10 protein-coding genes are annotated in these 13282 nt (G+C 69.8%); 4 read left to right on the top strand and 6 right to left on the bottom strand.

Annotated features, from left to right (window positions below; genetic code table 11):
• The first annotated feature begins 51 nt into the window (after positions 1-51).
• Positions 52-402: a thioredoxin gene (trxA, locus tag FB559_RS19485; protein WP_141956951.1), complete on the top strand. Its 351-nt coding sequence runs from the start codon at positions 52-54 to the stop codon at positions 400-402.
• A 137-nt stretch (positions 403-539) separates the two neighbouring features.
• Here the strand turns inward: trxA and FB559_RS19480 are convergent, their stop codons facing one another.
• The 5 genes from FB559_RS19480 to FB559_RS19460 all read right to left on the bottom strand — a co-directional run bounded on the left by FB559_RS19480 (position 540) and on the right by FB559_RS19460 (position 7210).
• Positions 540-1409, bottom strand: a complete 870-nt coding sequence (locus FB559_RS19480; protein ID WP_141956950.1) for a class II glutamine amidotransferase — start codon at positions 1407-1409, stop codon at positions 540-542.
• Positions 1410-1435: 26 nt separating this feature from the next.
• Entirely contained in the window at positions 1436-2857 is a 1422-nt protein-coding gene (gene gad, locus FB559_RS19475) for a glutamate decarboxylase (protein WP_141956949.1), read from the bottom strand.
• 215 nt (positions 2858-3072) lie between these two features.
• Positions 3073-4167: a glycosyltransferase family 4 protein gene (locus tag FB559_RS19470; RefSeq protein WP_141956948.1), complete on the bottom strand. Its 1095-nt coding sequence runs from the start codon at positions 4165-4167 to the stop codon at positions 3073-3075.
• The gene (locus FB559_RS19465) at positions 4164-5060 is read right to left on the bottom strand and encodes a glycosyltransferase family 2 protein (protein ID WP_185792298.1); all 897 of its coding nucleotides are present in this window, start codon (positions 5058-5060) and stop codon (positions 4164-4166) included. Before FB559_RS19465 ends, FB559_RS19470 begins: the two co-directional genes overlap by 4 nt.
• Before the next feature lie 53 nt (positions 5061-5113).
• On the bottom strand, positions 5114-7210 hold the full coding sequence (locus FB559_RS19460) for a hypothetical protein (RefSeq protein WP_246121748.1): 2097 nt from the start codon (positions 7208-7210) through the stop codon (positions 5114-5116).
• Between the two features lie 452 nt (positions 7211-7662).
• On the opposite strand from FB559_RS19460, the gene FB559_RS19455 reads away from it, so the two are divergent.
• The 3 genes from FB559_RS19455 to FB559_RS19445 all read left to right on the top strand — a co-directional run bounded on the left by FB559_RS19455 (position 7663) and on the right by FB559_RS19445 (position 11116).
• Entirely contained in the window at positions 7663-8421 is a 759-nt protein-coding gene (locus FB559_RS19455) for a TIGR03089 family protein (protein WP_141956947.1), read from the top strand.
• 5 nt (positions 8422-8426) lie between these two features.
• Positions 8427-9833: an LCP family protein gene (locus FB559_RS19450; protein ID WP_246121747.1), complete on the top strand. Its 1407-nt coding sequence runs from the start codon at positions 8427-8429 to the stop codon at positions 9831-9833.
• A 149-nt stretch (positions 9834-9982) separates the two neighbouring features.
• Positions 9983-11116 carry an acyltransferase family protein gene (locus FB559_RS19445; protein WP_141956946.1) on the top strand — a complete coding sequence of 378 codons (1134 nt, stop codon included), beginning with the start codon at positions 9983-9985 and terminating at the stop codon, positions 11114-11116.
• Here FB559_RS19445 and FB559_RS19440 read toward each other — a convergent pair.
• On the bottom strand, positions 11046-13280 hold the full coding sequence (locus FB559_RS19440) for a glycosyltransferase (RefSeq protein WP_141956945.1): 2235 nt from the start codon (positions 13278-13280) through the stop codon (positions 11046-11048). The two genes, FB559_RS19445 and FB559_RS19440, sit on opposite strands and share 71 nt — an antisense overlap.
• Positions 13281-13282 lie beyond the last annotated feature (2 nt).

Raw genomic sequence — 13282 nt, 5'->3', positions numbered from 1 at the left:
CGTCCAGAGCTGTCGCTGCCGTACGGGCGGCGCGCCTGGAAGGAGACACCCATGGCGGATGCGCCCTCTGCGCCCTTCACCGTGACCGACGCGGACTTCGACGAGACCGTGCTGGCGAGCGAGACGCCCGTGCTGGTCGACTTCTGGGCGGCCTGGTGCGGGCCCTGCCGCATGATCGCGCCGGTCCTGGAGCAGCTGGCCGGAGAGTACGCCGGCAAGCTGAAGATCGCCAAGCTCGACTACGACGCCAACCCGGACGTCCCGGCGCGCTACGGCATCCTGGGCCTGCCGACCCTGCTGCTGTTCAAGGGCGGCGAGCCCGTCCAGCAGATCGTCGGCGCCAAGCCCAAGCGCGCCCTGCTCAAGGAGCTCCAGCCCCACATCGAGGGCATCAGCGCCTGAGGCGTTCCGGAGGTTTCACCCGGTACGGCGTAGTCGCGATGGTGATTGTGCGGGCTGACGATCTCGGCGACCAAGTGGAACCTCAAGGTCAGCGCACTACCGAGCCCTTCTGCGGCAAATCTCCCGCAGCGGATCCGCTACGCCGTTTGCTGGGATGCGGCGGCTTCCGGGCGCAGATCGGTCAGGTCGAGCCGGTGGCGGGGTTCGTGGGGAAGTGCGATCGTCCGGGTGACGCCCAGGTCCGGGCCGACGTGGAGGAGCTCTCCTGCTTCCATCAGGCGCCAGGCGGGATTGTCGTCCATGCGTTCGCTGGCCACCACGACCGCGGGCGCATCGGCCAGGTCGTGGCAGTGGACGCGCAGGTGACCGGCGGTGCCGCTGTGGTCGAGTTGCCGGTCGCCGTGGTAGCCGCCGCGCCGGCGTTCGAGCACGTACAGACCGTGGGTCTCGGGGTAGCGCAACGCCCAGAGTTCGTCCGAGGTCGTCACGATCATGTTGAGGGAGTAGACGGGCAGGCGGTCGGCGATCCAGCGGGCCGCGCGGACGATGCCGTCGGCGACGTCCCCGCCGTGGGCCCGGATCTCGCGTGTGATCAGGGCGAAGAACCGTTCGGAGTCAGTGTCCCCATGGACCAGCGAGAGGTCCGGGCCGAGCTCGGTGTCGAGCTCATCCAGGTTCTCGATCACGCCGTTGTGCGCGAAGAGGCGCCCATCCTGCTCGAACGGGTGAGTGTTGCGGTGTTCCAGGCCGCCGGTGGAGGCGAAGCGGAGGTGGGCGAGAAAGGTCGTCGACGCGATCTGCCTGGCCTCCGCGGCGAAACAGCGGTCCTCGTACGCGGCGACGGGCGCCTTGTGCACACGTGGGGCTCCGTTGGCGTCGAAGTAGCCCAGCCCGGTTCCGTCCGGATCTCGCCGGCTCTGCTCGCTGAGACTGTCGGGCGCGTCGAGCAGCCAGAACGTGGCGTGGGTACGCCGGGGCGAACCACTCATGCCGAACAGACGACACATCGCGCACGCTCCTCATCGATTCCAGATCACGGGTCGCTCTGCTGCCGGTGCCCGGCCGTGATGCCATGCGCGAACGCACCGGCGTCGTCGAAGTCGCGATGAGGCTCGCGCTGCCGCCGCAGACGTGGCAGGACCCGGCGCATGTCCTCCAGGAGCAGGTCGGCCAGGTCATGGCTGAAACCGTTGCGGACGACGATCCGCAACACCGACAGGTCGGTACGGTCCGGCGGGAACGCGTAGGCCGGCACCAGCCACCCGTGTTCGCGCAGGGCCGCCGAGATGTCGAAGACGGTGAAGTTGGTGATCTCCGGGCGTACCCGGAAGGCGAAGACCGGCGCCTGGCCGCCGTCCGTGATCAGTTCGAACGGGCCCAGTGCGGCGATCTTGCCGGCCAGTCGCGTGGCGACGTCCCGGCAGGTGCGCTGGACGCGGCGGTAGCCGTCGAAGCCCAGCCGCAGGAAGTTGTAGTACTGCGCGATGACCTGGGCGCCGGGACGGGAGAAGTTCAACGCGAAGGTGGGCATGCTCCCGCCCAGATAGTTGACGTGGAAGACCAGGTCATCCGGCAGCGCCTCGGCATCGCGCCACAGCGCCCAGCCAAGGCCGGGCATGACCAGCCCGTACTTGTGGCCCGAGGTGTTGATCGAGGCCACGCGGGGCAGACGGAAGTCCCAGACCAGGTCCGGATCGAGGAAGGGCGCGATCATCGCGCCCGAGGCCCCGTCGACGTGGATCGGCACGTCGAGACCGGTCCGCTCTTGCAGGTCGTCCAGCTCCGCCGCGACCTCGGCCACCGGCTCGTAGCTGCCGTCGAACGTCGAGCCGAGAACGGCGACGACCCCGATGGTGTTCTCGTCGCACAGCTCCACCGCCCTCTTCGGGCTCAGGTGATAGCGGTCGCCCTCCATCGGCACGTAGCGTGGCTCGACCTCGAAGTAGTCGGCGAACTTCTCCCAGCAGACCTGGACGTTGACGCCCATCACGAGGTTCGGCCGGCCGTCCGCCCGGTCTCCGCGGCGGTGCCGCCAGCGTCGTTTGAGCGCGAGCCCCGCAAGCATGGCGGCCTCACTCGAGCCGGTCGTCGAGCATCCGATCACGTGGCGCGGGTCCGCGGCGTGCCACAGCCGGGCCAGCATGTGCACGCAGCGCAGCTCCAGCTCGGCGGTCTGCGGATACTCGTCCTTGTCGATCATGTTCTTTTCGGCGCACTCGGCCATGAGCCGTCGTGCCTGAGGTTCGGCCCAGGTGGTGACGAACGTCGCCAGGTTCAACCGCGCGTTGCCGTCCAGCATCAACTCGTCGTGCACCACCTGGTACGCGGTCGCCGGATCCATCTCTCCATCCGGAAGGGCATACCGCGGTATGGTCACCGGCTCCCGGCTGAACAGCGGATTCACCTGCAGTTCAGGCGTGGCGGGACCGCCGTGTTGTGGCTCCTTCGACGCCATCGGCTGACTTCCCCCGAAGCTGTGGGCCCCGACGGCGGCCAAGACGGCCGGCAGGGCCCTGACCGGCGATCACAGGATTCCCCACACGGCGAGCTCCAACCTTGACCAGGCGCTTCCGGGCCGCCGCGTACGACGCTCAGACGCCCGGGAGACCGCTCTGGTCGAGCGCCGGTCAGCGTGAGCCGATTGCCGCCTCTCGATCCGGACGCCGGCTCTCAGCGGCTGAGCAGTTGGTCCAGGTAGAGCTCCCAGTGAGGTTCGGCGTCGACCGGTTTGACCCCTGCCCGGAGCCGGGCCGGCTCGCCGGGGGCATAGAAGCGCTTCAGCGCGTCCGTCAACGACTCCGCGTCGTCCGGTTCGCACAGGACGCCGTCGACGCCCTCCCGTACGTGGTCGGCCAATGTGCCCGCCCGGGTGGCGATCACCGGGACGCCGTGCTCGTAGGCCATGAAGACGTTCTGCGAGGCCGTCGCGGTGCGATAGGGCAGCACGAGCGCGTCGGCGCCGGCGAACAGCTTGGGCACGTCGTCCGCCGGGACGTACCCGGGTCGTAGCTCGACCCGGGAGTCCAGCCCGAGCGAGGAGATCAGCGCGCGTGTGTCCTCGACCCCGCCCCAGAACTCCCCGGCCACCGTCAGCGTGACGTCGTCGATCTCCGCGAGCGACCGCAGGAGTACGTCGAGACCCTTGTACGGCCTGACCATGCCGAAGAACAGCAGGTGGTTCGCGGGTTCGGCGTCGGGGACGACGATGCGGTGCCCCCCAGGCGGCGTCGGCAGGTGCGCGGGCAGCCCGGCGGTGAGCACGGGAGTGCCCGGAGCCAGGTCACGGGCGAGCTGGGCCTGCTGGGCCGAGTGCACGAGGGCGCCGTCGGTACGACGGAGCAGTCGTCGCATCAGCGGCACGTCGTAGGGCTTGCGCTCGTGCGGCAGCACGTTGTGGCAGAGGGCGACGAGCCGTGGTCCGCCGGCCTTGTGGCCGAGACCGTACGCGATCCCCAGGTAGGCCGGGATCTGCACCGGAGAGAGCACCACGAGCACGACGAGGTCGAAGGAGCGCAGCCGCCGGCCTGTGCGGATCCAGCCGTCCGGGCGGTACCAGGCCAGCGTGCGGCGGGTGTCCGGGTACGGGACGCCCTCCGGCCTGGAGATCGTCTGCTCGCCTGGATAGAGGAAGGACGGGTACTGCGCCTTCCACGACTCCAGTGTCACCTCGTGACCCGCGGCGACCAGCCGGTGCGCGAGCTCGGTCGTGTGGTGGGCGCCGCCGCCCTTGTACGGGAAGGCCGGCCCGACGATCGCTATTTTCACGTGTCTCCCCGCGACCGCACGATCAGGTCGGCGAGCAGTGCCATCGAGCCGATGATCAGCCCGGTCACGAAGATCATGACGGTGTTGTTCGCGAACCGCACCGGGTGCACGACCATGTCGAAGACGCCCTTGGCGATGCCCAGCCCGATCAGCCACAGCGCGGGCGGCATGAGGACCTTGAGCGGGTTGAAGTACATCACCATCCGCAACACCTGCAGGATGTAGCGGTAGGCGTCGTGCACGAAGTGGAACTTCGAGCTGCCGGCACGCTTGGCGTAGTCGATCGGCACGTAACGGATGTCGTGCTGGTTGGACAGGAACGCCAGCGTGATGGTGGTGACGCAGGAGAACCCCGGCGGCAGCAGCTTGAGGTACGGCTCGGCGACGTCCTTGCGGAAGGCGCGCAGCCCGGAGTTGAGGTCCGGGATCTTCTGCCCGGCGAGACGCTCGGCCGTCTTGCGGATGAACCACTTGGCCGGCACCCGCAGCAGCTTGTGCGTGCCCTCCTCGGTGGTACGCGCGCCGACCACCTGATCCACCGACCGGTCGGTGTCGAGGATGTCGACCAGCTCGGGGATGCGGTCGTTCGGATAGGTCATGTCCGCGTCGGTCCAGACGACGATGTCGCCCTTGGCCTGCTGGGATCCGATGCGGCGTACGGTGCCGGAGCCGCCGTTGCGGTGGAACGGCACCACCTGCATATTCGGGAAGTGCGGCGCTGCCTCTTCGAGCCGGGCCAAAGTGCCATCGGTGGAGAAGTCGTCGACGGCGAGCAGCTCGTAGGTGTGTCCGCTGGCGTCCATCGCCTTGCAGATGCGCTCGACCTCGTCGATGACGTGGTCCTGCTCGTTGTAGCAGGGCAACACGATCGTCACATGGGGCGTGTTAGTCACGCCCGGCGAGGATACTCGGACTACCTGGTCCACGAGCCAAGGGTACGCAGTGTTCACCCTGCGTACACAGGATCGGCCATCCAGACGTTGATCGTCAGTGACCAGGTGCCCTGGGGAGCGCTGACGAGGCTGCTCGAATCCCGGCGGGTGAAAACGTGGAAGACCTGGCTGGCACGGCCGTACGGGGCGACGTCGGCGGAGTTCGCGCCCAGGAGCACCGGGCGGCGGCCGGCCGCGGCGACTTTCCTGGCGATACGGGAAACATCCTCGGCGGCGGCGGTGCTGGAGCCCGGCCGTGCCTGGATCCGGCCGGACGGCACGCCGCACATGCCGCGGATCAGCTGGGTGAACCGGTCGGCCGTGACGCGCTCGACGATGAGCACGGTGGCGCGCGGCCCGATCCGGTGGCACATCGACCGCGCCTGGGCGACCTCTCCCTGCTCGGTCGGGGTGAACGCCAGCCCGGCCGACGTCAGCACGGTGGGCACCATGATCAGCGCGACGCCCGCGACCGCGGTGGCCGCCGCGATCTGGGGACCGTACCCGAGGCGCCGCACGTTTCGCACCGCCCACGCCACCAGCCACAGGGCGAACAGCAGCAGGCCCGGAAGCACGACGACGATCAGCCGGCGGCTCCCCCACGGCTGGTCGGGCGTGATCCCGGGCCGCCAGAGCGTCGTCACCGTCGTCCACGCGATCACCGCGTACGGCAGGGCCCACTCGGTACGGCGCCGGCGCAGCAGCTTGCGGGCGAGCAGGCCGGCGCCGATCGTGGCGAGCAGCGTGGCCGGCACGCCGATGTACCAGGTCACCCAGTGCAGGCTCAGCTCGGAGTACTGACGGTTGGGGTCCAGCGGCAGCCGCAGGGACTTCTGCAGGGCGGCGATGTAGGCGGCGTTGGCCCGGTCGTCGGGGTTGTCCGGCACTCTGCGGACGATCTGGAACTTCGGCCGGGCGGCGAAGAAGGCCATCACCGCGAACGTGACCGGCACCACCAGGTCCGGCAGCCGGAAGCGCGTGAGATCGGGCAGCCCGCGGCGGCGGATGACCAGGGTCGCCAGCGCCGAGACCACGACCACGGCCACACCGATGTAGAGCAGGGGGACCAGCGAGCCACCGACATAGTGGAGGTACGGCCGGGACATCGTGTAGCCCTCGATCAGCCCGGCCGCGACGCCGGCGACGAGCCCGGCGAACAGCGCCGGCCCCGTGCGTCTCCGCAGAGCCACCAGCAGCCCGGCGTACGCGACGACCGGCAGCACGTCACGCAGCCCGTCGATCCGCACGAGGATCGTCAGCCCGAGCGCCAGCCCGCCGAGGAGCGCGGGCAGCCTGCGGTCCGAGCGGACCGCGTCCAGCGTGAGGGCCAGCCCGCCGCACATCAGCACGAGGGCGGCGGTCTCGCTGTAGATCGACCGCGAGATCATCATCATCGGCCAGGTCAGCGCCAGCGCCAGCGCTCCGGCCGGCGCCCAGCGCGGGCCGATCAGCCGGGCCACCAGACCGCCGAACGACAGGACGGCCAGGCCGCCGAGCACCGGCATCACGGCGAGCATGGCGTACGGGCCGGCGAGACGGCCGACCGGCGCCAGGATCATCGGGGTGCCGGCCATGAACTGCGGCCAGAGCACGCTCCCGTGCTGGTAGAACGCCGGGCTGCCGAACGACAGCGCGGGGTCCGCGCCGCCGAACGCCTGCTGGAGCGCGTGGATCGGCAGCGACCCGTGGCCGGCCAGCCAGGTGGCGAAGTTGAAGTACGAGGCGGGGTCGCGGCGCACCACGATCTGCTGGGAGTACGTCGCGAGCTGCAGCGCGCAGAACGCCACCGTGACGGCGAGCAGGCCGGCCACCGTCCACCACGAACCCCACCGGCCACCGTGGCCCGCCGGCGGGCGCACGGCCCGCAGGCCGAACGTCAGCACGAGCGCGGCGACGGGGACGAACAACGCGATCGCCGGCAGGGGCGTGAACACTCCTGCCATGAGCAGCGGCAGGGCGACGGCCAGCCAGGAGACCAGCACAAGCGCCGGCACGAGGGTGAGGCGCGCCAGGCAGAGGCCGGCCCGGGACACGTCCGGCTCATCGCCCGCCGTGCCGGCGGCCGCGGCGCCGCGGCGCGAACGCCAGTCGTCGGTCTCGCAGGTGTTCATGCGGCACCTCGGCGGTTCGACGGCGGTCCGTCATCCGGCACCGGCCCCAGGGCGGGTCCGACACGCCCTGGCGCGACGCGGCGACCTCGCGGGGAATCGAGCCGGTGGTTGTACCGCAGCTGCACAGCGTGACCTTACCAATGGTTCGTTGCCGACCATGGGCCATGGTCAGACGCCGGTTTCGCGGGTAACGGCAGCGGCCCGCGCGCGCCGGTCCCGCGGACCGGCGCGACCAGTCAGGCTAGAGCAGACGACGTACGCCCCTACCCCCGAAAGCCCCCGATCGGTCTCCCTGCGGGCGGGACACCCGACTCCATCCGGGTGCCCGGCTCGCGCGGGGCGTCGGTCGCCGGCCAACACCAGGCCGACTCCCTCCTCCGCCTTGCGACGCGCCGCCTGGACACCGCTCGCTACGGACGAGGACCTCGGATGAGGCCCTAGTCTTCACTTTCATGTCGCATCCCGTTGACCTGCTGCGTCGGGCGCTGGCCGCCGAACCGTCCCGTCCCCTCGTCACCTTCTATGACGACGCCACAGGCGAACGCGTCGAGTTCTCGGTGAAGACCTTCGACAACTGGGTCGCCAAGACCGCGAACCTCCTCATCGACGGGCTCGGCGCCGAGCCGGGCGCCAAGGTGGTGCTCGCGCTGCCGCTCCACTGGCAGACCGCCGTCTGGCTGTTCGCGTGCTGGTCTGCGGGGCTGACCGCGGTGCCGGTGGATGAGGGCGACATCCCCGCGGACGCCGACATCGTGGCGGCGGCGCCGGGCCGCCTGGACGCGGCGCTCTCGACCGGGGCCGAGGTGGTCGGCCTGTCGCTGCACTCTCTCGGCGCCCCGCTCGAGGAGTGCCCGCCCGGAGTCACCGACTACGCGATCGAGGTGCGTGCCTACGGCGACCGTTTCGGCGCGGCCGTGTCGCCGGACGCTCAGACCGTCGAGATCGGCGGTGAGGTCATGACCGGCGCGGAGCTCGTCGCGGCGGCCGAGGCGCTGGGCCTGCCCCCGGCGACACGGATGCTGACGACTGTGTCCTACGCCACACGGGACGGCCTACTTTCGGGACTGATCGGCCCACTGGCCTCGCAGGGATCAGTAATAATCAGCCAAAATCCGGATGAAGCACGACTGGACCGTCGTATATCTCTGGAACGGGCCACAGCGGTGATTCGCCCAGGTTCGACCCACTCAGCCACTCGACCTAGCCTTTAGGGCCGATGTTCAGCGACTACGAGTACACCGAATACGGCACCCCCCTCGACCAAGGTCCGAACCGGGGGATGCTCTGGCGTGTGCTCGGCTGGGTGGCCGTGGGACTGGCCGTGGTCCTGGTCGGGACCAGCCTCGTGGCGTACGGGACGTACCGCAAGCTGCAGGGCAACATCACCCATGAGGACGTCACCGCCGAGCTCGGCACGCACCGGCCGCCAAAGCTCAACCAGGCTCTCAACGTGCTACTGATCGGCTCGGACCAGCGCAACGGGGCCAACGCCAAGTACGGCAAGGCGGAGGGCGAGCGCTCCGACACGATCATCCTGCTGCACTTCTCCCCCGGCGGTAAGAAGGCCATCGGCATCAGCTTCCCCCGCGACTCGATGGTGCAGCTGCCGGAGTGCACGACGCCGGGCGGCAAGAGCATCCCGGGTGGCCTCAACATGATCAACTCGTCGTTCAACAACGGCGGGGCCGGCTGCACCATGCACACCATCGAGACGCTGACCGGGATCCGCGTCGACCACTTCGTGAAGGTCGACTTCTCCGGCTTCAAGCGGGTCGTGGACGCCCTCGGCGGCGTCGAGATCTGCCTTCCGCAGCGCGTCGACGACAAGGACAGCAAGCTGCACCTGTCCGCCGGCCGGCACATCGTGAAGGGCGACACCGCACTCGCGTACGTGCGCAACCGGCACGGTCTCGGCGACGGCTCGGACACGGACCGGATCAAGCGGCAGCAGAAGTTCCTCGGCGCGGTGGTCAAGAAGGCCACCAGCAACGGCACGCTGACCAACCCGAGCAAGCTCTACAGCTTCTTCGACGCGGCCACGAAGTCGGTCACCACCGACAAGGACTTCACCATCGATGAGATGAAGAAGGTCGCGGGCAGCCTCCAGGGCATGTCCGCGGGCAAGGTGCAGTTCATCACGGTGCCGTGGGGGGCCTACGCGCCGGACCCCAACCGGATCGCGTGGCGGCAGCCCGACGCGAACAACCTGTTCGCCGCGGTCCGCAGTGACAACCGGATCCAGGCTCCCGCGCCGGCCACGCAGGCGAGTGTGCCGCCGGCCCAGATCAAGGTCCGGGTGCTCAACGGGACCAGTACGCCCGGCCTGGCCCAGCGCGTCGGCGACCAGCTCACCGCGCGCGGCTACTCCGTGCTGGGCATCGGCACCTCGTCCACGAAGCTGAGCCAGACCCAGCTGCGCTACGGCAGCGGCGCCGACCAGCAGGCCGCCGCCCTCGGGCAGGTGGCACCCGGCGGCAAGCCGGTCGCCACCCAGTCCGTCACCGCGGGTGTGGTGGACCTGGTCCTCGGCGCCGACTGGGAGGGGCTCAAGGGCACGCAGCCCAAGGCCATCCCCAAGACCGCGGACGCGGTCAACGCCGCGGACGACCCCTGCAAGGGGTAGTAGCCGCCGCGGGAAAAGCTCCCGGAGAAGGGCCACTGAGAGCTTCCTGAGAGTTTTTCGACCTGGCGTCCGATCATGGGGCAGTGTAGGTATGGTCGTTCGGCCCGGCTCTTCCGGGGCCCATCCACCGTCTCTTCTCACTGGAATCGATGACTTCGCCGAGCACACCTCCCACCGCCCCGCCGGACACCCCGACGCCCATCCCGGCCGACGCGTCTCCGACCAGGTCGATCGCCACGTCACCGGAGACGGTCATCGAGCAGCGGCCCGCACGGCGACCGCGCGACCCGTTCTTCGACAACGCGAAGTTCATGGCCATCGTGCTCGTCGTGGCCGGCCACTCGATCGTGAACCTGCGCGACGTACGGATCGCGCACGCGGCCTACCTGTTCGTCTACACGTTCCACATGCCGGTGTTCATCGTGATCACCGGCTACTTCTCGCGTAACTTCACGTTCAGCGGCGGCAAGGCCCGCAAGCTGATCACGAACCTGGGCGTGCCCTACGTCGTCTTCGAGACGGCGTACTCCACCTACCACTGGGCGGTCGGGCACTCCAAGTTCGAGATCAGCGTGCTGGATCCCTACTACCTGACCTGGTTCCTGATGGCGCTGTTCCTGTGGCGCCTGTCGACGCCGGTCTGGCAGCAGATCCGCTGGCCGGTGGGGGCGGCCGTGATCCTCTCACTGCTCGCCGGGACGACCGATCTGCCCAAAGACCTGGAGATGAACCGCACGTTCGGCCTGGTGCCGTTCTACGTGCTCGGACTGATGCTCAAGCCCGAGCACTTCGAGGCACTGAAGCGCCCCAAGGCACGGGTGGTCGGCGCGATCACGCTGGTCCTCGCCTTCGCGTTCACGCTGTCCGTCGCCGACCGGCGTATGGCGACCAGCTGGGTGTACTGGAAGGCCGGCAACGCCGACATGCACGTGAACAACCTGGTCGGCTCGGGCATGCGCCTCGGGCTCCTGGTGGGGGCGGGCATCCTCGTGATGGCCTTCCTCACGATGGTGCCCGCCAAGCGCACCTGGTTCACCAGCCTGGGCGGCGCCACGCTGTACGCCTACCTGCTGCACGGGTTCTTCACCAAGCTCCTGGAGTACATGGGCTGGTGGGACAGGCCGTTCCTGCACACGATGCCCGGCGTGGCCGCCACGGCCGTGGCCGGGGCGCTGCTCGCGACGTTCCTGTGCACCCCGCCCGTACGCAAGGTCATGCACTGGGCGCTGGAGCCTGATATGTCGTGGGCGTTCGTGCCGCTGCGGCGCCCCCGGAGCGTGTGACCAGCTCGGCCCACTGCTCGCTGACGAGATCGAGGGCGTAGGACCGCCGGACCTCGGCGCGTGCCTGCGCCCTCTCCTCTTCCCATCGGCCCTCCGCGACCATCGCGGCGATGCCCTCGGCCATCGCGGCCGGGTCCTCGTGGATCCAACCTCGGTCGTAGATGCGGTCCGAGCCCTCCCAGGGCAGCAGCGCCGGCACCGCGCCGGAGGCCATGCCCTCGGCCGGTGCGAGGTGGAAGCTCTCGTCGTCGCTGGTGGACAGCACGAATCCGACGCGGCGCAGCCAGGAGGCGACATCGGGGCCGGCCGGGTCGAAGACGACGCCCGAGGCGAGCAGCGGTGAGCGGCGGATCCGGCGGAACAGCGCCTCGAAGCTCTCCCGCTCCTCGGTACGGTTCCAGATCCACGGCAGGTCCCAGGGCAGCTTGGACTTCACGAACAGCATGAACCTCGGGTCCTTACGGCGCAGGTGTTCGAGCACGTCGACGGCGAGGTCGAGCCGCTTGCGCCACGGAGCCATGCCGATGACGCCCAGGTGGTGCTCCGCACCGGGCAGCTTGGCCCGGCCGAACTGCGCGTCGTCCACCCAGTTGGGGATGACGGTGACCTTGTCGGCGGGCCAGCCGGTCATCTTGCGGGTCAGGTCGGCGTAGTGCGGGCTCACGCACACCACCTGGTCGATGGCGTTGATGTCGAGGCGTCCCGGCCACGCGCCGTACAGCTCGAAGCGGTGCAGGCGCACGACGAGGCGCTGGTCAGGACGGCCGTGCTTCTTCAGCCACTCGCTGTACCAGACGGCGTTCGGCCCGCACCATTCGCAGACCACCACGTCGGCCCACTCGGCGAGCTCGCGGCTCACCTCCGGATCGTGCTTGCCGAGGGCCGGCCACTGGTCGACCCGTACCTCGACACCCGGGAGCGAGCGCAGGTAGTCCAGCAGGCGGGTGAAGAACTTCAGGTCGTGCCCGGCCACCACGACCTTCGTGGGCGCCGCTCCCGCGGGCGCCGGCGGGAACGCCAGACGCAGGTAGCCGCGGAGCCGGTCGGCCGCCGCGGCGAGCGTGAAGTCGCGTGCCGCCTCCAGGCAGCGGTTCCGCGCCCATGTGTACGTCGCGGGGTCGGCCGCCTCGGCCAGGACGTCCACGACCTCCTGCTCGGTGTTCGCGAACAGGGGATAGTCCGCGCCGAGGAGGTTCTCGTGCATCGGGGTGCGGTTCAGCACGACCGGCAGCCCGAGCGAGCCCATCTCCAGGACCTTCGTGGACAGCTCGAGGCTCGCGTCCAGGTCCGGGTGCCGCCAGGACAGCCCGATGTCGCAGCCGGACGTCACCCGCATGGCCTCCGCACGCGGGTGACCGCCGTGCCAGACCAGGCCGGGGGTGGACTCCAGCGCGACGCGCATCCGGCGGGAGAACCCCGGGTCCGTACGATCGTTGTGGATCTTGTCGCCGATCATGTGCAGCTCGGCGTCGACGCCCCGCGCGGCCAGGCGGCGGGGCAGTCCGGTCATCTCGTAGGTGTTCCAGCGCGGCGCGAACTTGCCCGTGTAGACGAGCTTCAGCGGCCGGCCCGGCGTGTGCCCCGCCTTCGGCTCCAGGCCGGGAGGCAGCGCGACGACCGGGGGGAACAGCACGCACTTCCCGGCCGCCTTGTGCAGCACGCCCTCGAGGAAGCAGCGCAGCTCCTCGGTCTGGCAGAGCAGGAAGCGCGACGCCTTGGCCACCGCGGCCAGCTCACCGCGTACGCCCTTGCTCGCGGCCATCTCGGCGGTGTTCTGCGGCACGTCGGTGAGATAGGTCCACAGCCGGCCGGCGAGCGGCGTCCCGGTGAGGCGCACCGCGAGCCGCCGTCCACGTACGACGACGAGGTCGTACGGCTCTGCGGTGTCCAGCTCGGTGAGCAGCCGCGCCGCGGCCTCGACCGTCAGCGACCCGGTGGCGTCCTCGGGAAGCCGGCGCACCGTGACCTCCGGCAGCTTCTCCAGCGGTGCCACCAGCCGGTCCGTACGCACCGGGGCCTTGAGCACGAAGGTCACCTCGACGCCGGCCTCGTGCAACGCCTGCACCATCGCCTGAGCCCAGATCGCCGACCCGTCGATGATGTTGAGGTCGACGTCGCCGTACACGAGAGCGCGCACGCGGTTTCCTTTCGCGGTGGAAGTCATGG

The sequence above is a fragment of the Actinoallomurus bryophytorum genome (assembly GCF_006716425.1).
Lineage (GTDB): Bacteria > Actinomycetota > Actinomycetes > Streptosporangiales > Streptosporangiaceae > Actinoallomurus > Actinoallomurus bryophytorum.
Note: the sequence above shows the minus strand (reverse complement) of the source record. Positions and strands in the feature narration are given on the sequence as shown.